General features: G+C 68.3%; 22 protein-coding genes. 8 read left to right on the top strand and 14 right to left on the bottom strand.

The genetic code is table 11. The features are described 5' to 3' along the window. Positions 1-50 precede the first annotated feature (50 nt). The gene (locus AB0J46_RS50775; RefSeq protein WP_364344357.1) at positions 51-1,088 is read left to right on the top strand and encodes an aldo/keto reductase; all 1,038 of its coding nucleotides are present in this window, start codon (positions 51-53) and stop codon (positions 1,086-1,088) included. Between the two features lie 294 nt (positions 1,089-1,382). Here AB0J46_RS50775 and AB0J46_RS50770 read toward each other — a convergent pair whose 3' ends face one another. Then, complete coding sequence (locus tag AB0J46_RS50770) at positions 1,383-2,909, bottom strand: MFS transporter (RefSeq protein WP_364344354.1); 1,527 nt, start codon at positions 2,907-2,909, stop codon at positions 1,383-1,385. 214 nt (positions 2,910-3,123) lie between these two features. Here AB0J46_RS50770 and AB0J46_RS50765 point away from each other — a divergent pair, with 214 nt between their 5' ends. After that, entirely contained in the window at positions 3,124-3,984 is an 861-nt protein-coding gene (locus AB0J46_RS50765; RefSeq protein WP_364344351.1) for a TetR/AcrR family transcriptional regulator C-terminal domain-containing protein, read from the top strand. 306 nt (positions 3,985-4,290) lie between these two features. Here AB0J46_RS50765 and AB0J46_RS50760 read toward each other — a convergent pair whose 3' ends face one another. Next, the gene (locus AB0J46_RS50760; RefSeq protein ID WP_364344348.1) at positions 4,291-4,791 is read right to left on the bottom strand and encodes a hypothetical protein; all 501 of its coding nucleotides are present in this window, start codon (positions 4,789-4,791) and stop codon (positions 4,291-4,293) included. Between the two features lie 134 nt (positions 4,792-4,925). Between AB0J46_RS50760 and AB0J46_RS50755 the strand changes: the two genes are divergently transcribed. Beyond that, positions 4,926-5,633 carry a poly-gamma-glutamate hydrolase family protein gene (locus tag AB0J46_RS50755; protein ID WP_364344345.1) on the top strand — a complete coding sequence of 236 codons (708 nt, stop codon included), beginning with the start codon at positions 4,926-4,928 and terminating at the stop codon, positions 5,631-5,633. A gap of 1,450 nt (positions 5,634-7,083) precedes the next feature. Here AB0J46_RS50755 and AB0J46_RS50750 read toward each other — a convergent pair. Together AB0J46_RS50750 and AB0J46_RS50745 are read right to left on the bottom strand one after the other, a co-directional pair. Further along, the gene (locus tag AB0J46_RS50750; protein WP_364344342.1) at positions 7,084-7,731 is read right to left on the bottom strand and encodes a response regulator transcription factor; all 648 of its coding nucleotides are present in this window, start codon (positions 7,729-7,731) and stop codon (positions 7,084-7,086) included. A 4-nt stretch (positions 7,732-7,735) separates the two neighbouring features. Beyond that, on the bottom strand, positions 7,736-8,851 hold the full coding sequence (locus AB0J46_RS50745; protein ID WP_364344339.1) for a histidine kinase: 1,116 nt from the start codon (positions 8,849-8,851) through the stop codon (positions 7,736-7,738). Positions 8,852-8,990: 139 nt separating this feature from the next. Between AB0J46_RS50745 and AB0J46_RS50740 the strand changes: the two genes are divergently transcribed. Both AB0J46_RS50740 and AB0J46_RS50735 read left to right on the top strand, forming a co-directional pair. Further along, on the top strand, positions 8,991-9,704 hold the full coding sequence (locus tag AB0J46_RS50740) for an ATP-binding cassette domain-containing protein (protein ID WP_364344336.1): 714 nt from the start codon (positions 8,991-8,993) through the stop codon (positions 9,702-9,704). Continuing rightward, complete coding sequence (locus tag AB0J46_RS50735) at positions 9,701-10,438, top strand: hypothetical protein (RefSeq protein WP_364344333.1); 738 nt, start codon at positions 9,701-9,703, stop codon at positions 10,436-10,438. Before AB0J46_RS50740 ends, AB0J46_RS50735 begins: the two co-directional genes overlap by 4 nt. A 214-nt stretch (positions 10,439-10,652) precedes the next feature. Here AB0J46_RS50735 and AB0J46_RS50730 read toward each other — a convergent pair whose 3' ends face one another. Both AB0J46_RS50730 and AB0J46_RS50725 read right to left on the bottom strand, forming a co-directional pair. After that, on the bottom strand, positions 10,653-11,072 hold the full coding sequence (locus tag AB0J46_RS50730; protein ID WP_364344330.1) for an STAS domain-containing protein: 420 nt from the start codon (positions 11,070-11,072) through the stop codon (positions 10,653-10,655). Positions 11,073-11,074: 2 nt separating this feature from the next. Then, positions 11,075-11,614 (bottom strand): AAA family ATPase, encoded by a 540-nt coding sequence (locus AB0J46_RS50725; protein WP_364344327.1) that lies wholly within the window; start codon positions 11,612-11,614, stop codon positions 11,075-11,077. 684 nt (positions 11,615-12,298) lie between these two features. Between AB0J46_RS50725 and AB0J46_RS50720 the strand changes: the two genes are divergently transcribed. After that, positions 12,299-12,673: a hypothetical protein gene (locus tag AB0J46_RS50720; RefSeq protein ID WP_364344325.1), complete on the top strand. Its 375-nt coding sequence runs from the start codon at positions 12,299-12,301 to the stop codon at positions 12,671-12,673. A gap of 232 nt (positions 12,674-12,905) precedes the next feature. Here the strand turns inward: AB0J46_RS50720 and AB0J46_RS50715 are convergent, their stop codons facing one another. The 5 genes from AB0J46_RS50715 to AB0J46_RS50695 all read right to left on the bottom strand — a co-directional run bounded on the left by AB0J46_RS50715 (position 12,906) and on the right by AB0J46_RS50695 (position 16,595). Beyond that, positions 12,906-13,679, bottom strand: coding sequence for a class I SAM-dependent methyltransferase (locus AB0J46_RS50715; protein WP_364344322.1), 774 nt, complete (start codon positions 13,677-13,679; stop codon positions 12,906-12,908). Positions 13,680-13,931: 252 nt separating this feature from the next. Continuing rightward, a complete protein-coding gene (locus AB0J46_RS50710) occupies positions 13,932-14,162 on the bottom strand; it encodes a hypothetical protein (protein WP_364344319.1) in 231 nt (76 codons plus the stop codon). 218 nt (positions 14,163-14,380) lie between these two features. Next, positions 14,381-15,613, bottom strand: coding sequence for a DUF6596 domain-containing protein (locus tag AB0J46_RS50705; RefSeq protein WP_364344316.1), 1,233 nt, complete (start codon positions 15,611-15,613; stop codon positions 14,381-14,383). Continuing rightward, positions 15,610-15,933, bottom strand: coding sequence for a YciI family protein (locus AB0J46_RS50700; protein ID WP_364344313.1), 324 nt, complete (start codon positions 15,931-15,933; stop codon positions 15,610-15,612). The genes AB0J46_RS50705 and AB0J46_RS50700 overlap by 4 nt, the downstream gene beginning before the upstream one ends. Positions 15,934-15,986: 53 nt before the next feature. Then, positions 15,987-16,595: a dihydrofolate reductase family protein gene (locus AB0J46_RS50695; RefSeq protein ID WP_364344310.1), complete on the bottom strand. Its 609-nt coding sequence runs from the start codon at positions 16,593-16,595 to the stop codon at positions 15,987-15,989. Positions 16,596-17,563: 968 nt separating this feature from the next. Here AB0J46_RS50695 and AB0J46_RS50690 point away from each other — a divergent pair. Then, positions 17,564-18,787, top strand: coding sequence for a hypothetical protein (locus AB0J46_RS50690; protein WP_364344307.1), 1,224 nt, complete (start codon positions 17,564-17,566; stop codon positions 18,785-18,787). A gap of 316 nt (positions 18,788-19,103) precedes the next feature. On the opposite strand, the gene AB0J46_RS50685 is transcribed toward AB0J46_RS50690, so the two are convergent. Then, positions 19,104-19,367: a M28 family peptidase gene (locus tag AB0J46_RS50685; RefSeq protein WP_364344304.1), complete on the bottom strand. Its 264-nt coding sequence runs from the start codon at positions 19,365-19,367 to the stop codon at positions 19,104-19,106. Between the two features lie 267 nt (positions 19,368-19,634). Here AB0J46_RS50685 and AB0J46_RS50680 point away from each other — a divergent pair, with 267 nt between their 5' ends. Further along, entirely contained in the window at positions 19,635-20,303 is a 669-nt protein-coding gene (locus AB0J46_RS50680) for a maleylpyruvate isomerase family mycothiol-dependent enzyme (RefSeq protein WP_364344301.1), read from the top strand. Here the strand turns inward: AB0J46_RS50680 and AB0J46_RS50675 are convergent. Both AB0J46_RS50675 and AB0J46_RS50670 read right to left on the bottom strand, forming a co-directional pair. Continuing rightward, positions 20,300-20,500, bottom strand: coding sequence for a DUF5708 family protein (locus AB0J46_RS50675; RefSeq protein WP_364344298.1), 201 nt, complete (start codon positions 20,498-20,500; stop codon positions 20,300-20,302). The two genes, AB0J46_RS50680 and AB0J46_RS50675, sit on opposite strands and share 4 nt — an antisense overlap. 243 nt (positions 20,501-20,743) lie before the next feature. After that, the coding region (locus AB0J46_RS50670) for an IS256 family transposase (protein ID WP_364344295.1) at positions 20,744-21,546 on the bottom strand (803 nt) is incomplete at its 5' end.

The raw sequence follows: 21,546 nt of genomic DNA, 5'->3' as shown, positions 1-21,546 counted from the left end.
GGCGGCCCGCCTCGGACCACCCGGCCCTCCGCCTTTGGAAGGAACAGCTCATGCGCACTCGCCCCCTGGGCCGTACCGGCATCAAGGTCAGTCCCTACTGCCTCGGCACCATGATGTTCGGCCCGTTCGGCAACCCCGACCCCGACGACTGCGTCGCCATCATCCACCGGGCCCTCGACGCCGGCATCAACTTCATCGACACCGCCGACGTCTACGGCGGCGACGGCGAAACCGAACGGATCGTGGGCAAGGCGCTGCGCGGCCGACGCGACGACGTGGTGCTCGCCACCAAGTTCAACGGCCCCATGGGCACGGACCCCAACCATCGCGGCAGCTCCCGCCGCTGGATCGTCACCGCGGTCGAGAACTCGCTGCGGCGTCTCGGCGTCGACCACATCGACCTCTACCAGGTCCACCACCCCGAGCCCGGCACCGATATCGAGGAAACCCTCGCCGTCCTGACCGACCTGATGCAGGCGGGCAAGGTACGCGCGATCGGCCATTCCAGCCTGCCGGCCGCGGAGATCGTCGAGGCCCAATGGGTTTCCGAACGGCGCGGGCTGGCCCGCTTCCGCACCGAACAGCCGCCGTACTCGATCCTGAACCGCGGCATCGAGCGCGACGTCCTCCCGGTCTGCGAGCGTTACGGGCTGGGCACGCTGGTCTGGAGCCCGCTGGCCTCGGGTCTGCTCACTGGCCGCTACCGCAAGGGCGGCAACGAACAGGTCTCGAGCGCCCGCATGCACTGGGTGCCCAAGCACATGACCGACAAGCGCAACCACGATGCCGTCGAAGAACTCGTCCCGATCGCCGAGCAGGCCGGTCTGTCGCTCACCCATCTGGCCCTGGCCTTCGTCATCAGCCATCCCGCGGTCACCTCGGCGATCATCGGCCCCCGTACCATGGCGCAGCTCGGCGACCTGCTCGCCGGCGCCGGCACCACCCTCGACGACGACACCCTCGACCAGATCGACAAGGTGGTCCCGCCTGGGGTGAACCCGGGCACGCTCGACATCGCCTACGTACCACCCGCACTCGAGCAAGCCGACCTGCGCCGCCGCCGCACCGGCGACCGCGCCGCCGCCTGACGTACCTGTCCACGACCACTGGTAGGAGTGCAAAGTCCCTGAGGGCGGGGCTTTGGACGACGATCTCTTCGCGGGCACCCCGGCCTGCGACCTCGCTCCCGGACGCCGCGCCCCTGCACCGCGCTCACGGGATGGGCGCTGGGACGGGCCCGATCACTTGATCAGGGGATTCCGGCTCAGGCGAGGCCGCGAGGTCACAAGCGGACGATGACCAGGGCAACGTCGGGGGTAGTGGGCCAGGCGCTCATGAACGGCCTCGCGGACCGGCGCCGGTACGGCCCGCGAGATCTTTGTTCACGATGAGGTTGCCGTGGGGTCCAGGTCACGGTGTTCTGCTGCGGATTCGGGCCGGGCGTGTCCGGTACGGAGCAGGGTGACGACAAGGATGGCCGCGCCCGCCATCAGGACGACACTGACCACCGCGGCGATCCGCATCTCTCGGGCGAAGGCGTCGAATGCCACGTTCCGCAAGGCTTCGGCGGTGCCCTCCGGGAGGGTCGCGGCGGTGTCGACGGCGCCGCCGAGGGTGTCCCGCGCTGCCTCCAACTCCTTGGGCGTGAGGGCGTCAGGAGCCTTGGCGGCCAGCTCTGAACGGTAGACGGCGGTGCCGATGCTGCCCAGGATCGCGATGCCCAGCGCCCCGCCGAACTCGGCCGAGGTCTCGGCCATGGCGGAGGCCATCCCGGCCCGCTTCGGTGGTGCGGCGGACAGGATCAGGTCGGTAACCACGGCGGCGACCCCGCCGATACCGGTCGCGACTATCGTCAGTCCGCTGACGAGGTAGACGACTCCCGAATCGGCCTGGATCAGGGTCAGCATGGCGTAGCCGGCGGCTGCCATGAGCAGCCCGGCGGCGATCACCTTGGGTTTGCCGATGTGGGGTGCGGTCGCGGTGGCCAGCGCGATGCCCAGGGGCATCACGAGAAAGGTGGGCAAGGCCCACAGGGCCGACTCCAGCGGTCCCATGCCCAGGACGAGCTGCATGAACTGCCAGTTGAACAGGCTGAAGCCGACCAGTCCGAACGTGGCCAGCGCGTCGATGAGCAAAGGCACGTTGAACCGGCGTGTGCGGAACAGCGCAAGGTCGATCATCGGGTTCGCGGCCACGCGCTGACGGTGGAGGAACACGGCCCCCATGGCGAGCCCGGCGGCGACGTACGCCAGGGAGCTCCACTCGAAGCCGTCCTCCGCCATCAGTTTGATGCCGTAGATGACGCCGAGCACGGCCAGGATGGACAAGGCAGCGCCGAGCAGGTCGAAACGGCCCGGCCTGGGATCGCGGTATTCGGGGAGCAGCAGCGGGCCGAGGACCAGGAGCAGGACCATCACCGGCACGTTGATCAGAAAGACCGATCCCCACCAGAAGCGCTCCAGCAGCAGACCGCCGATGATCGGGCCGAGTACGGCGCCGCCCGCGAAGCCCGCCGTCCAGACGCCGACCGCGGTGGCCCGCTGTTTGGCGTCGTGAAACATGTTCCGGATCAGGGACAGCGTGGACGGCGCCAGCGTGGAGCCGGCGATGCCCAGGAGCGCGCGGGCCGCGATGAGCGTCCCGGGGCTGGTCGAATAGGCCGCCAGCACGGAGGCGATGCCGAAGGCTGCGGCGCCGGCGAGCAGCACCCGCCGCCGTCCGATCCGATCACCGAGTGTGCCCATCGTGATGAGCAGCCCGGCGAGGAGGAAGCCGTACGCGTCCATGATCCACAACAGTTCGGAGCTGCTCGGCTTGAGGTCGGCCGTCAGGGACGGCAGTGCAACGAACATCACGGACATATCCATGGATGCCAGCACGCAGGGCAGTACCAGGACCGCGAGCCCCATCCACTCCCTGACTCCGGCTGTTCTGTCTGCTTCAGTCATTTTCTCGGTTCCTGAGTCGAGTTGATGCGTACTTTGTACGCGTCGCGGCGTACAGCATACGCATGCACGTGGGGTGCGTCCAACAGCATTGTGGGCTGGTGACACTGTGCACCTACGTATCGATGGGCTAGAATTTCGACACAACCCTGGCAGCGTGACGAAAAGGAGTGTGGTGATGTCGGCGCAACCGGCATGCGAGTCATGTGGAAAGTCGCTGCAGCCCACGGATCGGGGACGGCCGAGGCTCTACTGCTCCCGCGCGTGCCAGGCGAAGGCGTACCGGGCACGCAGAGCGGAAGCGCCGGCCGACGCCCCGGACGACAATGACGGCGCGCCGCATCTCACCGTTGAGCGCATCGTGCGAGCCGGGATCGCCATCGCGGACGCGGAGGGGCTCGACGCGCTGTCGATGCGACGGGTCGCCATGGACCTCGGCACCGCCGTCATGTCCTTGTACCGGCATGTGGCCTCCAAGGACGACCTGGTGACCCTGATGGTGGAGGCCGCGATGACCGACGTGCCCCTGCCCGACTCGGCGCCGCAGAACTGGCGCCACGGCCTCGAACGCGCCGCATACCGTGACTGGGACCTGTACCACCGCCACCCGTGGATCCTGCCGAGGGTCATGGTGACGACCCGCGCGCACTTCAGTCCGGCTCTCGCGGCGGACAGTGAAAGCGCCTTCTCCGCATTCGACGAGCTCGATCTCGAACCCGCGGAGGCTTTCCGCTACATGTTCATGTTCGCCTCATACGTGCAAGGCGTGGCGCTGACCTACATCAGCGATGTGGAGGCGGAACGGCAAGCGGGATTCGTCCACACCCAGGGGACGACAGCCTCGAACGAGGCGCAGAATCCGCTTTTCGCGCCCGGAGCCTATCCCCGGCTCGCCCGCGCCATGCGCGCAGGCGCCACCCCCTGGGATCTGGACGCCTTGTTCGCCTCAGGTCTTGCCGGTGTCCTGGACGGCATCGCAGCCGACCTGGCGAGACGAGGCATCGATCGATGTCCCTCGGCGGCTGCGCCAGCTAGTTGACGTTCTTGGCGACCTGCACCGGTGAAGCGCGAACTGGCCGGCCCCTGCCGGCCGCCCGTCCGATCACGACGGTCGCCGCTCCGCGTACTTCAGCCGGGCTTTCCGTAGCGCCAGCTTCGCCGGCAGTGCGCAATCGTACGTCCTGGCAGAACGGCCTTCGAGGAGGCTGGGTGCAGGAATCTGCGGTAGCGACCTGGGGCTTCTTCGCCTGTCAGTGGTCCGTGACGTGATGGCCCCGACCTCCTGCAGCCCCGGGCAAGCCGCCACTGGGTTGATCAGTGGGTGCGGCGGCGGGGGGCGAGCACCTCAGTGACCTTGGCGATGGTTTCGGGGCCGGGTTTGACGTAGCGCATGGCGGTGCTGGGGTTTCTTGCGCCGGGTCTTGCCCATGATGAGCTGCAGCGGGACTTCGGCGTCGCCGAGGTGGGTGGCGGCGCTGTGGCGCAGCTGGTGCGGATCGAGGCCGGCGTAGGTGTCCAGCAGGGCGCGGGCGCGGTCGTAGCCCAGGCGGGCGCGACCGGTGTGCGCGTGCTGCCGTCCGGGAGCCGGAGAAGCCGCGGCAGCCGCTCGACCATCAACTGCCAGGCCGCGTCCAGCGCCCGTACTCGTCCGAGCCAGGTGCTCGGCCACCGGCTCCTCAAGGCTCAGCCCCTGCAGGACGTCCGCCTGGACCGCCTCCCACTGCGCGCCGTCCAGCAGGCGCGCCCGCGGGTCGGCCCAGGAAGAGCAGTTGGAAGACGACTGGCCCTGCCTGCCTCCATGCTGCCGGCTGGCCAGTCTGGCGTGAACGACACGAACTTTGCACATACGCCGCATGGTTGGTTCGAGTCCGGGACGGCTCCGCACCGGCCGGGGTGGGGAGCCAGGGCGATCCCGCGAGTCAAGATGGGCACGCGTACCTGGCATGATGGCGGCCCAGGAAGATCGTCGGAAGGTTTCACGTGAAGAAGACGCTGTCCATCGCCGTCGCGGGCCTGCTCGTGATCGGCCTTGCCCCTGCCGCGCACGCCGTGTCCACGGCGCAGGTGAGCGCGCGCGATGTCTACGCCGGCTACGCCCAGCTCTCCGCCCAGGAGACCGAGGGCAGGGACTACCGCCGCGTCCAGCGCGTCCCCCGCGGAGCGCGGGTGGCGCACATCGCCATCCACGGCGGCGCCATCGAGGCGCCCACGTCGCAGCTCGCCGACCAGGCCGCAGGCCGCAGGCACGCCTACTACTCGTTCGAGGGCATCAAGGCCTCCGGCAACAGCGCTCTGCACATCACCGCCACGCACTTCGACGAACCCAAGGCGCTCGCGGTGGTGACGGGCGTCGACTACACCATCTCCTGGCACGCCGCCGCAGGCACCGGCGCCACCACTTACGTCGGTGGACGAGACACGGCGTTGATCAAGAAGGTGAAGGCCGAGCTGCGCGCCGCCGGGTTCCCCGTCGCGGCGTCCGTGCCCACGGAGATCGGCGGCACGAGCACCCGCAACATCGCAAACAGGAACCGCAGAGGCATGGGAGTGCAGTTGGAGATCAGCCGGGGCCAGCGGGAGCGGTTCTTCGACGGCGGCAAGCTGACTCGCGCCTGGGTTGAGAACCCCGCCAACCGTACGAACGCGTTCTACCGCTACGTCGCGGCCGTCAACCGTGCCCTTGGCTGAGCGGCACGGATCTTCTCGTCACGGTCGTCGCGCGGCGGCGTGTACGACATGCGCAGATATGAGCAGATCACGTCCACGATCGTCTGCCGCAGCACCGGGGTGTCCTGGGCCAGGCGCTCCAGCGCGTACAGGCCGACCAGGCGAACCGGTGAGCGTTGCCGAGCTGCGCGGTGGCCAGCTCCCGGCGGCGCTGACGGCGCACGGCCAGCAGCAGCGTCACCGCCGCGCCGACCAGTAGCGTCGCAGGCAGAGCCCACCACCACATCGACCGTGGAGGCCGCAGGTCGGGTGGGCGAGACAGCGGCCGGAAGGAGCGTCGGAAAAGACTCACGTACGCGATTCCGCGCCTGGCGGCCCACTGTTACGAAGCGGGGGCTCAGTTCATCATCGGCCCCCTGTCACCTGCGATGCTTCCGCGGCCCTACGACGGCCAGAAGCGCCGGGACGGCGCCGACCGCCAGGCCTTCGGGTTCAAGCCAGGCCCCCGAGGCCCGAGCGCCACATCAACTGGCTGACGCGGCAGCGCGCCGAACATTCTGCCGTCGCGCGATGCCATGCCGGCCCGGCCGCCACCGACGCGTCATGGAGGACCGTGTCCGAGGTCCCCAGCCGTCAGCGGGCTCCATCTTGTGAGTGGTCATTCAGCTGAGCGCCGAGCCCCCGGCCGCGCGGGTTGTTGACCTGGACGGCATCCAGCGCAGGGCCTCTGGGAAGGTGCCGCGCCAGAACTGCTCTTACCCTCGGCTGACTGGTGGAAGTTGTTGAGCTGATCGTAAATGGCCTTATGTCGATCCGTAATTCCATGCCCTTTGAAGCGTCAGAGGTGCGGGTATACCGAGCTTCATGAACGGGCCCAAGAAGCCATCAGTGGAGCGGGCCAGGGGATGGTTTGCCCGGTTCGAGAGAGGCGGCAATCGTCTCGAGGAGTGGGCGCGGGAAACCAATTGGGTTCGCCCCATGGGGGCGGCGACTGCTTGGTGCGGTGTCATCGCGCTGCTGTGTAGCGCCCTGATTCTTGCCCAGCCCGCGTCGGACGTGCAGGCAATCATGGGAGCAGTAATCCTGATTGGCGGCCTATCGCTCCTCTGGTTCGGATACGTTCTTTTGGATCTCACAACCCCCCATGTCGGGAGTATGACGAGAGAACGGAAAATGCTCCGTCTTCGGGAAATTCTAGAGGAAGTGCAGGTTCTCGCCGAGCTTGTCTCTCGAACATAATATAGAAAAAGTCAGAGGGCAGCTGACCAATCTTCGCGCGCTGGAGAACTTGCTGCTGGAGCATGTGCATGCCACCTATAGAACGTGGGAGCGTTTTATCAGAAAATCGAATAGATCGAACGTTGTTATAGGCGTGATCCTTTTTGTTCTAGGCGTAATCTTGTCGCCGGTGGCGCAGCTAGCTTTCGAAAAGGTCATGAAGTAGTTCCACGTCGTCGGCCCACGTCGCCGATCACAGGAGCCCCGCGTCGCGGACCTTCATGGCGACGTGAACGCGGTTGTCCGCACCCAGCTTGGCGAAGATGCGGGTGATGTTGGCCTTCACCGTCGCCACGCTGACCGACAGGCCGGCTGCGATCTCGGCGTTGGAGCCGCCCCTCGCGACCTCGACCGCGACATCGCGCTCGCGCTCGGTGAGCACGGCCAGCTCCGCCAGCGCCTGCCGCCGGCGCGACTCCTGGCCGCCGGTGGCGGCGGCGATGACCTGGCGGGCCACGCTCGGCGACAGCACGGGCTCACCCCGCGCCACGGCCCGCACGGCCTCGATCATCTTCGGCGGCGGCGCGTCCTTCAGCAGGAAGCCGTGCGCACCGAGCCGCAGCGCACGCAGCACGAGGTCGTCGGCGTCGAACGTGGTCAGCACCAGGATCCGGGGCGGCGACGGCCGGTTGAGCAGCAGCTCGGTAGTGGTGAGGCCGTCCTGCTCCGGCATGCGGATGTCCATCAGCACGACGTGGGGACGCAGAGCCCGGATCACGTCCATGGCCTGCTTGCCGTCGGCGGCCTCGCCGGCCAGGTCGAGGTCTGGCTCACCGCCGAGGATGAGGCGCAGCCCGGTGCGCACCATCGGGTCGTCGTCCACGATCACCACTCTGATCACGAGGTCAAGCCTCCCACGGCAACTGGGCATCCAGGACAAAACGCCCATCTCGTACGGCGTGAGTGAGGGTGCCGCCGGCCATCCGGGTCCGTTCGGCCAGCCCGATCAGGCCCAGGCGGCCGCCTGGGCCGGTGCCGCCGCCGGGCGGGGCGGCGTTGCTCACCCGGATTCGCAGGCCGTCGCCGGGCCGCCCGCCCAGTTCGGCCGTCACGGCGCTGCCGGGCGCGTGCTTGCGCGCGTTCGTGAGCGCCTCCTGCACGATCCGGTACGCGTGCCGCCCGGTCTGCGCGGGCAGCGACTCGCGGCCGGAGATCGCGTCGTCCACCTCGACCCGCTGCCCGACGGCACGCACCTCGTCGAACAGCGCGCCGAGGTGGGCGAGCGTCGGCTGCGGCGGGGCGAGACCGTCCTCGCGGCGCAGCGTGCCGAGCACCGCACGCAGCTCGTCGAGCGACTGGTGGGCGTTCTCCTGGATGGCGTGCGCGGTCTCGCGGGTCTGCTCGGCCGACAGGTCCTCGCGGTATGCCAGCCCGCCCGCCAGCATCGCCAGCAGCGAGATCCGGTGCGCCAGCACGTCGTGCATCTCCTGGGCGATCTTGAGGCGTTCCTCCAGCTTTGCCTGCTCCACCCGCTGCGCCTGCGCGTCGGCCAGCGCGGCCGTCCGGGCGGCGGCCAGGTCGCGCCGGAGGGCCAGCAGCAGCCCGAACAGGGTGCTCCCGCCCAGGACGACGGCCCCCGCCCCGGCGTAGAAGAGCGTGAGCTCCCACCTGTCCGCCCATCGGGTCGAGAACACCACACTGGCGAGGAAGACCGCCGCCGCCGAGGCCGCCCATCGCCACCGCCGCAGCGCGGCCAGCGAGGTGTACGCGACCACGGCCGGGCCGAGCGCCGTCAGGGAGAAGGCCGTGGCCAGCGCGGTGACCAGCGCCGTCTGCCACGGATGGCGGCGCCGCCGGACCAGCAGGACGAGGGCGGCCGCACCGAGACCCAGATCGACGAGCGCCACGGCGAGGTCGGACGGCCCGCGGGCGACCAGCCCGATCAGCATCAGGACGAGCGGCAGCGCCGCCAGCAGGTACGGCACCGCCGCCGTCGGCCGGTCGGGAGAGGGGACGTGCACGTGCTCCACCCTAAATCGCCGCTGCCTGCGGTTTTAGCGACCTGGGGCTAGCGTCGTGCAGACCTGGGTCTACATCTGCCCGCCAAGTGTGGACCCACGTCCGATGAACGGGCGGGCCCTGTTGCGGTGGACTTGACCCGTGATCGAATTCCACCGCGTCAGCAAGGCGTACAAGGGGGTGAAGGCCCTCGACGACGTGTCCTTCACCGCGCCGCCGGGCGCCGTCACCGGCTTCCTCGGGCCCAACGGCGCCGGGAAATCCACCGCTCTGCGCATCCTGGCCGGGCTTGTCCGTGCCACGTCGGGCTCGGCGACCGTGCTCGGCCGGCCGTACGCGCGGCTCGACCGTCCCGGCTTCGACGTCGGCACGCTGCTCGACGCGGGCGCCTGCCATCCCGGCCGCACCGGCAGGGAGGTGCTCACCCTCGGCGCGCTGATGCTCGGCCTGCCCAGGTCGCGCGTGGGCGAGGTGCTGGAGATGGTCGGCCTGTCCGGCCGCGAGGGCCGCCGGGCCGTCGGCGGCTACTCGCTCGGCATGCGGCAGCGGCTCGGCATCGGTCACGCGCTGCTCGGCCGCCCTCGCGCGCTCGTGCTGGACGAGCCGGTCAACGGCCTCGACCCGCAGGGCATCCAGTGGATGCGCGGGCTACTGCGCGACCTGGCCGACGGCGGTTGCGCGGTCCTGCTCAGCTCCCACCTGCTGCACGAGGTCGAGCAGGTCGCCGACCACGTCGTCATGATCGGTGGCGGCCGGGTGCTGGCCCAGGGCACGGTCGCCGAGCTGAGCCTCGGCCACGGCCTCGAACGCGCCTTCCTCGACCTGACCTCCGGCATCGACAGGAGCCTCACATGACCGGCGTCCCCTTCGGGCGGCTGCTGCGGGTCGAGACCCGCAAGCTGTTCGACACGCGCAGCAGCATGATCATCACAGCGGTCATGGCCGTCCTGGCGGTCGCGATGGTCGTGGGCCGGGCCACCGTGCTGACCGGTCCGCCGAAGCTGTTCACGCTGGCCGGCAGCGCCGCCGTCCCGCTGGGGATCCTGCTGCCCGTGCTGGCCGTGCTGACGATGACGGGGGAGTGGAGTCACCGTACGGCGCTGACGACGTTCGCACTGGAGCCCCGGCGGGCGCGGGTGGTGGCGGCCAAGTGCCTGCCGGCGCTGGGCATGACCGTGGTGGCGTGCCTGTTCGCGCTGGTGGCGGCGGTGCCGGCGACGGCGGTCACGGCGGCCGTACGCGGCGTGGACCCGTCCTGGCATGTCGCCCCCGGCACCGTGGCCGGCTGGATCGCGGTGATGGTGCTGCTGACCGCGCAGGGCCTGGCGACGGGCCTGCTCCTGCTGAACGCCCCCGCGGCCATCGTCGTCTGCATGGCCGGCACGGCGCTGTGGAGCTTCGTCGCGCAACTCGGCGAGGCGGGCAAGACCCTGGCCGCCTGGCTCGACCTCAACACGACCACCGGCCCACTCCTGGGCGACGGCTGGACCTGGGACTCGGGGGCTCGCTTGACCACTTCCGTGCTGGCTTGGATCATCGTCCCAGGTGGACTCGGGATCCTGAGGGTCGTCAGGAAGGACGTGACCTAGAGCTGCCGAGCGGGCCTGCGCCTGGGCCCACTCGCTGCGGCGGGGGATCTTTCGGCAACTCAGCGGACCCGTACATCGCAGATGCCTGGGTACATCGCCGTCACGAGCGAGTAGGTCAATCTCCGGCAGCGGCGTCCCCCTGGCCCTCCTCCTGATCGTCGTTCTCAGGGGCCGTCCCACGTCGAGGTCGTCGCGCACGCGACGAGCAAGGGTTTCAGTGATCGGCCTCGCCCGAAGAGTCCGGCACCGCGGCCGACCCTGGCAATGATGCCTGCACGATTCGGGTGGCTGCCTCCACCGACTCCTGCACCTGGAACGCCGTCCGCAGGCCGGTGATGGTCAAGATTCTCTCCAGGTGAGCCGGGATGCCCGGCAAGACCAGGCTGCTCTGCTGTTCCCGGCTTTGGTTCAGCAACAGCACCAGCACGCCAATACCCATCGAATCGCAGAACGCCAGCCCGCTCAGATCCACCACGAGGCCAGCTGACTGTGTCGTCTCCCAGGCGTCTTTGACCTGCCGATGCAGCAGCCCGGCAGAGGCGTAATCAAGGTCGCCTGCCGCGCGGGCGACGATGAAGTCCTCATGCACCCCGATCGAGAGGCTGAACCGCTCGCCAGCATCGTCGTCATCCACAGTCACAAGCCGGCCGTTACGAGCTTGCCGCAGGCGCGTGGAGGCAGGTCGAACAGGATTGGGTCATAGTCATCAGCCACCGCAGCCAGGCCCGTCCGGAGGCGCATCTCAATAGGCCCGCTGTCCGATTCCCGGTGGGCGAGCTTGCGTTCCGCCGGAAGGACGTGCACGGTGGCAGGCCACATCTCCCCCGCCGGGTGGATCGTGTCGTGGATCGCCCGGTGGGAGGCGACCGGGTCGTCATCGCCCATGTTGATGTGCAGCAGGTCATTCAGCGTGAAGATCTGGGGGTCCCCTGTTTCGGGGATCGGGATACCGAGCTCGACGCTGGCCGTCGCTCGGGGGCCGAGGTCGACCACCAGCGTCCGCATTCCTCGATCGCCGGCCACGGCCGCGAGCCCGTTCGTGATCGAGGTCTTTCCTACACCCCCTTCTCTGAGTACTTCGCGAGTCGAAAAGCGCCCACGGGGGTCACTCTCCCTTCCGGTTCGGATGCATCGGCCCCAGTCATCCCATGCGCCGCCATCGAGACGCAAGCGCACCTCTCAGACTCACCACGGGTTCCGGGGGACTCAATCGAGCACCGCCGGCGGCCGCGCGGGGAAGAGCTGTCGGCCCTGCGGTCCGATGCGGGGGCGTTGCCCCCCGCATCCCCCGCCCCTCGCCGGGGAGGCAGGCTCCGAGATAACCGAGGGCAGGCGCAACCCGCAAGGGCCGTAGGTGGTGCCGTCCGGGGTCGTGGTCATCCCGCCCCCTGACCCCAAGGGGCTACCACAGAACCTGAGGGGCCGCCAAACCTCGGCCTAATCAGCCGCCAAGGCTTCGGAGTGGCCCTCACTCCTGAGACTGACGCCCGGCGCCAAGGCCGCAAGCCCCAGGGCTGACACGCTCACCAGGTGGCGCCAGCGCTCGGCAGTCACCACACCCCCCACCAGCCAGCCGGACCGCGCGGCGGCGTCCAGAACACCAATGGCTGGAAGCCCCCACTCCGCAGAATCGCCCCGATCATCGCCGCCGGCCGCGCCGCCCGCGACCACGCCGCCCGCACAGAACACCAATCACCCAGCGGCTCCGCGACCCCATCCAAGACCTGGCACCCCAGGGCCCGCCCAAAGCGGCCTACTCAACGCGAGCTCAACAGGAAGTCAACAGGTCCGCCACATGCTGACTTCACAACCTCGCATCGAGCGACGCGTCAACAAACCAGCAAGAGAAGGCGGAAGCTCATGACCCACAAGAAGGCCCTGGCGGCCCTCAGCGCCGCAGCTCTCGTCACGCTGCTCGCCTCGTCGACCGCCTCCGCGGCTTCGGCCAGTTCCGAGGGCACCCTGTCGACGAGCGCTCACTCCATCACGGCAACGCTGTCAAACGCGGAGCGGCCCCCCCTCGCGGGCGCCACGCACACGATCGGCCGGCTCACCCAAAAAATCACCGTCTACAACGGCTGCGATGAGGACGTCTGGTTCAAGGTCGTCATCAAGAACCGGGTGGACAGCAACTGGATCAGAGTCGGGATCGATGGCACCAAGTCGTACTCGTGGCCGCGGTGGCAGAAGCTCCAGAGGATCAAGTGGTCCTGGAGAAACTGCGATCCTCTCTAACGTTCCAGCGCCCATGAGCACCCCTCGCAAACCAGTCAGGCTTGAGCACGACCGCAGGATGAGCACCACCCTGGATGGCGTTCTCCTCCCGAGCGCGGCCCCAGCCCCAAGGTGAGGTGATCGTCGCAGGTCACTGTGCGCGACGGCGTTGTCCGCCGAGGGTCGGTTTCGGGCCGGGCGTTTGGGGATGAGTCAGGCGCGCAGCCGCTCGATAACACTGAGAGTCCGGTGTCTATACCTTGCTCGCGACCACCATGTAGTTCTCGGCCTCAAGATCGAACGTGCTCACTTCCGTCCGGAGTCCGACCCGGTGCAGCTCGACTTCGAGTTCCTCGTACCGGTAGGGCCAGCAGGACAGCAGTTCCGAGCGGACAAGAACCAGCCCAGTCGCATCAACTTGCGCGATCGCAATCTCGATGTGGTGCTCCTCCTCCCAATGCGGCGCAATCTCCCAGCGGTAGACCACGACGGCATCGCGACCTTTCCGGCGGACGAGTCGGTCACTGATGTCCAGCCGGGAACCTCTGGCTCTCACGAGTTCCCAAGTGCGGGATGTGAGCACCAAGCGCCCGCCAGGGCGTAGAAGCCGTGACATCGACTCCAGAGCAGCACCCCTGCCTGTCGCGCCCGCGGCATGGTGAAGCGAGTTGCCCACGCAGAACACCATGTCGAACGTGTCGTCCTCGAAATGGTCGGGCAACTCTTCCCAGTTCGCCCGCATGGCCCGGACGGATGCCCCGAACTCCTCAGACAACTCTGCAGTCCGACGAACCATCGCTTCGCTGGCGTCAGTTGCGACAACCTGCATGCCACGACCGGCGAGGCCAACCGCCAACTGTCCGGTTCCGCACGAACAGTCGAGGACGTGAGCGTTCGACGGCAGGAGACTGAGGACGTCATCGAACGACGCAGCGAACTCGGCTGGAGGCAACTTTGCATCCGAGATGAGCCATTCGTACACCTCGGCAAGCACGTCATAATCCGTCACAACCACTACCTCCGTCACGCGGCAGACTCACGGCGGGACGTCAGTCCATCATCGGAGCAATCCGGGCACCAATGGTTTTCGCAAGGAGAACCCGCCCGCGCATGTCGCGGATAGCGCGAGCTGATCCGCGTCATTCGCCGTGGTGTCGGCGCTTCGGAACTATCAATACGTCCGAGCTTGATACGCAGCGTGGCCAGTAGTCCGGGAGCCCCCGGTTACGCCGGGTCGCAGCACTGTACGGTTACTGCCGAGTAACTCGATCTGGCGCATTCAGTCAGCGGTGATGCCGACGACTGCGCTCACCCGGGCCACCGTCCACTGCACACCCGCCAGCGCGGCGGCCAGGCGCTCACGCTCGGCGTCGTCCAGGCCGCGCTCGCCGAGCCGGTGGGCGAGCAACTCCAGGTAGGTGGCGAAGCGGACGCTGGCGTCGGTGACGACGTCAACCGGGTCGGCCGGCGGGGCGCCGTCGGCGTGCGGGGGAGCGGGCAGGCCGGCCACCGGGCACAGTCGGCCAAGGTCCTCCGGGGCCCGCGCAGAAGCACAGAAGACCTTTCGCCCGGCCCTCGCCGACGGGACGCGTGGGATGCGGCCGGGCTGGAGTCGGCCGTGCCGAAGAAGCAGAGACCGGTCGCCGGCACGACAGGTTGCGGGATGCATCAGCACGGCGCCCGGGCCGACCGCCCCTGTGCGCGGGGTTTGATCGGGATCGGTGGGCGCTACCGCAGTTGGTCGCGGCGGCGGGTCAGGTAGGCGGTCTCGGCGGTGTTGCCCGCCAGCTCGATAGCCCTGTCGTAGGCCGCGCGTGACTGCCCGCTGTGTCCCAGGCGGCGCAGCAGGTCGGCGCGGGTGGCGTGGTAGGCGTGATAGCCGGCCAGCGCGTCCTCGAGGTGATCGACGGCCGCCAGCGCCACCTGCGGGCCGTCCAGCTCGGCGACCGCGATGGCCCGGTTGAGTGCGATGATCGGCGAGGGGTCGAGGCGGACGAGCTGGTCGTAGAGGGCGAGGACCTGTGACCAGTCGGTGTCGCGGATGTCGCGGGCGGAGGTGTGCACGGCGTTGATCGCGGCGAGGATCTGGTAGCGGCCCGGAGCCGCCCCGGCGGCGGCCGCGGCCAGGCGCTCGCGCACCAGCCGATGACCCTCGGCGATCAGACCTGTGTCCCAGGCCCTACGGTCCTGCTCGTCGAGCGGGACCAGTTCGCCGCCGGCCGAGATCCGGGCGGTGCGGCGGGCGTCGGTGAGGAGCATCAGCGCCAGCAGCCCGGCCACCTCGCCGTCGCCCGGCATGAGAGCACGGATCAGGCGGGTGAGCCGGATCGCCTCGGCTGTCAAGCCGTGACGCAGGGGATCGGTGTCGGGGCCGGTCGCCAGGTAGCCTTCGTTGAACACCAGGTACAGCACGGCGAGGACGCCAGACACGCGTGCCGGCAGATCCTCCACGGCTGGTACCCGATAGGGGATACGGGCCGCCTTGATCTTGGCTTTCGCGCGGGTGATGCGCCGCTCCATGGCGGTCTCGGCCACCAGATAGGCGCGGGCGATCTCGGGCACGGTCAGACCGCCGACCATGCGCAGGGTCAGCGCTACGCGGGTCTGCATCGCCAGCGCCGGGTGGCAGCAGGTGAAGATCAGCCGGAGCCGGTCGTCGTCGATGGCGCCGAGAGGCTCACGCGGGTCGTCGTACACCATCTGAGCCTCCTTGTGCTTGTCTTCGCGCTTGTTCTCGCGCCGGATCCGGTCGATGGCCTTGCGGTTGGCGGTGGTGGTCAGCCAGGCGCCGGGGTTGGGCGGTACACCGTCGGCCGGCCACCGCTCGACGGCGGTCGCGAGCGCCTCGGCCGCCGCCTCCTCGGCGATGTCGAGGTCACCGAAACGCCTGGTCAGAGCGGCCACCACCCGCGCCCACTCCTCGTGGTGGACCCGGGTGATCGCCTCCTCGACGTCGCTCACAGGAACGGCCGCACCTCGATCTTCCGATCGCAGACCTTCGACGCCTCCGCGGCGAGCTTGAGCGCCACATCCAGATCGGGGGCCTCCCACACCCAGACGCCGGCGAGATACTCCTTCGACTCCACGAAAGGCCCGTCGCTGAACACCGCCTGCTCGCCCCGGTTGTCGATGACCGTAGCCGCGTCGGTGTCCGCAAGTCCGCCCGAGAAGACCCAGTAGCCCTCGGCGATCAGCCGTTCGTTGAACGCGCTGATGGCGGGCCGCCTGTCCGTGCTGCCAGGATCGCTCTTGTCATCGATCACGGAAGCCAGGTACCGCATTGGAAGATCAACTCCTGTGGTGTCAAGACAGCGTGGTCCGATGGCCAGGGACTTCAGGCTGTCGCATACTGCGGGCGCCCAGCCGGCCGGTAGACCTGGATCGACACACCCTTGGAGTCGACCCGCGATTCGACCAGGTCGAGCGCAAGATCCGGGCCCGCGTCGGGGAACAGCCGCGCGCCCTGGCCGACAACCACCGGGATCACGATCAGAGTCATCTCGTCGACCAGGTCGTTCTCCAGCAGCCACTGAATCAGGATGCCACTGCCGTGCACCTGCAGCTCACCCCCGGGCTTGGCCTTCAGCTCGCCGACAGCCGCCGCGAGGTCACCGCGGAGAACGGTCGTGTCCTGCCAACGCGGGGTGGTGAGCGTGGTCGAGGCAACGTACTTGGGGGTCTCGTTCAAGGCCACGCCGATGGGATGTGCACGCATCTGGTCGATTGCCCCCCAAGAGCCGGCGAACAGCTCATAAGTGCGCCGGCCGAACAGGAACGCCTCGGCGCGCTGATATGCCTGCGTGATGAACGTCCTGGTCTCGTCGTCACCCTTCCCCCGGGCCCATCCACCGCGCTCGAATCCGTTCCCGCGGTCATCCGACGCGGCGCCGTTTCCCTGCATCACTCCGTCGATGGTGACCTGAGTCATGGTCGTCAGCTTCATATCCGATTCCTTCGCCTTGGCGCCGCCCCCTGCGGGCGGCCTCACCCCTGCTACGAACGCCACCGCCCCGATCCGACACCGCCTCCCGGATTTCTTTGCAGAATTTCCGGGACGCCGGTCGTCAGCGATCCGGCACATCGACGCGGACACCAGCGGCGAGCGTTCCGCACACATCGCCCCAATCCCGATGGCAACACAGGCCCTAACTTCTCTACTCGCCACCAACCCAAGGACCTCCACTCCCACGACGTCTCCCCGGAATCAGAGTGACCGACAACGACTGAGGACCTGCGATCAGCTACCTGGCGGCTGGGGACACGTTCGGGAGCAGATGGCCGTGTGGGGCGTCGTCGGCACCTGCCCCAGTGTGGTGGTTCACTCCTGCGCGGCCTGGGCTCGACGGTGACCGCTGTGGTTTAGCGGTCCGGCCGTATGGCGTGAGCGAATGGCTGGCACGTGCGCGCCTGGGCCGCCCGCCACTGGCGCAAGGGAGCGGCGCCGGCGCCCTTGGCAAGGAAGCCGTCCGACTTGCGGCCGGGGGCGCCGAGGAGTTGCCGGGTGACCGGGTCGAGGTGCTTGCTCTGCAGCAGGTGCGGGGCGGGGTCGTCGACTGGGTGGAGCCAGCGGTAGCCGTACTGGAGCATGAGGGCGATGCGGGGCTGGCCGGAGGTGTTGATGCCGCCGGCGTGCCAGGTGCGGTTTCGACAGCACGACGTCCCAGTGCCGGGGTCAGGGGTTAATGGCGCAGGGCGGGTCGATCGCGCCGGGCGCGATGGTGAGTGGCTTGTCGAGGAGGTGGCCGGGGGCCTGCCGGACGCTGTATGTCCACCTCGGTGAACGCTGCGCGTGATCTCTCCCGTCCACCGGATGTGTCGGGATCCGTTCAGCTGCTTGACGAGCGGCACCCTGGCTGATCATTTGCAACCGTACAGCCCGCGTCTCGCTGATCTTGGGCATAGGATCACCGGATGTCCGGTTCCCGGCGTTCGGTGGCGTTGATTGTCTCGCTTCTGCTCTGTGCCTGCTCGGACGCGTCCGCGGGCGCTCCCTCCACCTCGCCGACCTCCACCACCATGGCGAAACCGGCGCCCTTGCCCCCCTGTGACGACCTGCCGCCCATGGAACCGGACGACCCCCTCCCCACCAATCGCGTCGACGACTGGCGTCACATCAGGACCATCACAGACGGGAGGCCCGACGACGTGGCGGTCCTGCGAGATGGGACGGTCTGGGTGGTCGGACTCGGAGACGTTCTGGTCAAGCCATACGTGGACAAGGACCGGGGATGCCTGGCCACGAACGACACCGAGACTCGCGGGAGGGTGTGGCGCCACGACGGAGGCACCTGGCAGCTGGTTGCTCCTCCACGAACCTGCTCGGATGTCCTGAGCGAGGTCGAGGCGGCAGAGGACGGAAGCCTGTGGGTGTTCGGCCTGAGGGAGGTCAAGGAGGGGGAAGACGAGCCTTGTGCGGCTCGATGGAACGGCCGAGGATGGGCCGAGCGGACACTCCCGTCCGAGCCGGATTTCGCGCTGGCTGTCAGCGACACCGAGCTGTGGACCATCCATCATCGCTATGTGAAGGATGAGCTCCTTGGGCAGATCACTCAGTTGGTCAAAGGGAAGGCCCTCACGCACAAACCGGTTCCGAATGCTGACGTGCTCGCAGGAGGACCCGGCGGCGCGGTCTGGGTGGCGGGCGCCCGGGGCAATTACCGCGTCCAGGTCGCCCAATGGGACCGTCGGCGCTGGCAGCGACTCCCCGATTTGGCGCTGCCTCCGCTGAGGGAGTACACGGAGCCCTGGCTCGAGCTCGACAGCATGGTCGCGACCGCGCCCGACGATGTCTGGGTGGTCGCGCATATGACGTGGAACGCGGAGGACGAGTCGGAGCCGAACAGGCAGATCTTGGCGCACTGGAACGGCTCGGCCTGGTCATCGCGCGTGGGCAAGGAGATCCTGCCGTGGGGCGGTGGCGAGATCGTCTCCGATGGGAATGACGGCTTCTGGCTCGCCGACCCCGACGAAGGCGGCCTCGCGCACATGACCGGCTGGCACCGCGAGCCCGTCACCCTCCCCACGACGGACGGCCACCGCGACACGAACGTGAAGCTGTCCCAGCGCCCTGGCAGCAGGGAGGTCTGGGCGCTGGACGAGGAGAACCTCTGGAGCACCAACGGGGCTGACGAGTAGCGCTCCGAACTGCGGCTCCGCAGCCGCAGTTCGGAGCGTGTGAACGATCTCGTCATACGGTCCCGTTAGCGGACCAGAGTTGCGCGGCTTACCGTGACTTTCCGTCCTGATGCGCTCAGCGAGCGCGTTCCCGCAGTTCAAGGTCCAGCCTGCAGAGTGGGGCTGTGACGGCGATCCACACGCGGCACAGCGACCTCACCGACTGGGAGATTCTGGTCGGATATCGCTGACGTGCACCGATGTTCGCCCTTGGGCCGGAGTTTCGGCTACGGCCAGGAACGCGCCTGGTGCAGGTGCGCGGCGCCGTCGAGGTTGATCACCAGTGTGTCGGACGGCATGGCGGGCGCGTGGTGGGCCGAGCCCCAAGCTCCGCTCTCCTCGGCGTCCAGGAAGGCCACCGCCAGGTCGGCCCGGCGGCCGGGTCTGCTGTCAGGACGCGGAAGGCCTCCAGGACGGCGGCCACGCCGGCGGCGTTGTCGGCGGCTGCGGGCAGCCGCATGCCGGGGTCGTCGGCGACGCCGTCGTAGTGCGCGGCCAGCAGCACCCGCGGCCCGCTCCCCGGCGCCCTCGGCGCGGGCATGGGACACGTGCTGGCCTTACGGTTTTGAACGAAGTCGTCCAGGCCCACCCATCGGGAGACGGCTAGCCTGAGGCATCAGTTCTTCTGATGGACCAGAGGCCCGGTGTTGCTGGGCGCTCGGGGCCGCTCTGCGGTGCCGTGTCCGCCGGCTGCCCCAAACCTCGCTCACGAGCGACGATTTCATCGCGTGGCGGAAGTCTTCACCTTCGATCGTCCTACCGACCTGAGGCGAGGAATCCTGTGATTTTCGATAAGAGGCCGTCCGACATGACCGATCCGAAACCGAACGGAAGGGGCAGCGGCGCGGCCGACATCTGGCCGCTGGTGCACGCCGAGCGAGCGGCCCTGGCGGCCGACCTGGCGGATCTGACCGACGAGCAGTGGGCCACGCCGTCGCTGTGCGCCGGGTTGACCGTGCGCGAGGTGCTGGCGCACCTCACCGCAGGGGCGAGCCTCAACGGCGTGCAGTGGCTGGTGGGTGTGATCCGCTGCCGGTTCGACTTCGACAAGCAGGTCGCCATGCTGCTGGCCGAACAGTTGGGCGCAACCGCAGCCGAGACACATGACAGGTTCCGCCGCGTCATCACGAGCACGACCAAACCGCCTCTCCCGATCATGGCGATGCTGGGTGAGACGATCGTGCATGCCGAGGACATCCGGCGACCGCTGGGCATTCGTCACGCCTATCCGATCGAGACCCTCACTCAGGTGGCCGGGTACTACCGGGGCTCGGACATGGTCGTCGCCGCCAAGAGGCGGATCGTCGGCCTGCGACTCGCCGCCACCGACGGCCCCTTCACCACAGGCTCCGGGCCGCTGGTGTCCGGCACCACCCTTGCGCTGGTGATGGCAACGACCGGGCGCTCGGTGTATTGCGATGACCTTGACGGCGACGGCGTCGAAATCTTGCGCGATCGGCGCGACATCACCTGCTAGGTGCGCTCCACGTACTTGCCACGCACGCTCTTGTAGAGGCCATACAGGGTCTCCATGCCTCCGATGACCATGAGGACCACGCCGACCTTGGACGGTGTGAAGATGAAGATCTCCCCATCCGGTCCGAACAGCCAAAGCGCCAGTCCCGCCACGAAGGTGATCGAGCCAGTGAGTAGCGTTTTACGGGCGGAGGCCATAACAATCCTTTTCGAGAGGGTCGGGCGGGCGGTGTCTTCGAAACACCGTATTTGGGCCCTCTTCGCGCGGCTTCCTGCCAGTTGAGGAAATCGGGCTACATCCTTTGGCTGACACCACCCCGCCCCGCGATCCGAACCTCGAAGTGGTCCTTGGCAGCGGCTCGCGGAGAGGGACGCGCGGATCGCCGAGCAGGAGCGCTAATTGGGTGTGTCCAGTCAGTGGTGTATCTCGATCTTGCGTGATTAACGGGTGGTCGGGGTGAGACGGCCTTCGAAGGTGATGGCGAAGGCGTTCAGGGCGGCCTTCCAGCGGGTGATCCAGCGTTTGCGGCCCTTGCCGGTCGGGTCCAGACTCATGATCGCCATGTGGACGCACTTGAGCGCGGCCTGCTCGTTCGGGAAGTGGCCGCGGGCCTTGACCGCCCGCCGGATCCGGGCGTTGACCGACTCGATGGCGTTGGTCGAGCAGATCACCCGGCGAATCTCGGTGTCGAAGTTGAGGAAGGGCACGAACTCGGCCCAGGCGTCCTCCCACAACTTCACGATCGCCGGGTACCTGCCGCCCCAGACCTCGGCGAACTCGCAGAACCGCTCCAGCGCGGCGGCCTCGGTCGGGGCGGTGTAGACCGGCTTGAGCGCCTTGGCGATGGCATCCCAGTGCTGACGGGCCGCGTACCGGAACGAGGCACGCAGCAGATGCACCACACATGTCTGGACGACAGCTTGCGGCCAGACGCTCTCGATGGCCTGGGGCAGCCCCTTCAGACCGTCGCAGACCACCATCAGCGCATCACCCACGCCGCGGTTCTTGATCTCGGTCAGCACGTGCAGCCAGAACTTGGCGCCCTCACCGCCGTCGCCAGCCCACAAGCCGAGAATGTCGCGCTCGCCATCGACGGTGACCGCCATCGCCACGTAGATCGGCCGGTTGGCGACCTGCCCCTCACGCAGCTTGGCTCTGTCGCAGATTGCGTGATCCTCGGATCGTCGATCTCGTTGCGGGTTCCACGAAGGAATAATGATCTTCGTGTCTTGCGCAGTGGATT

It is taken from the genome of Nonomuraea sp. NPDC049758, from assembly GCF_040674635.1.
Classification (GTDB): Bacteria; Actinomycetota; Actinomycetes; order Streptosporangiales; family Streptosporangiaceae; genus Nonomuraea.
This window is presented reverse-complemented; position numbering and strand designations above follow the sequence as displayed.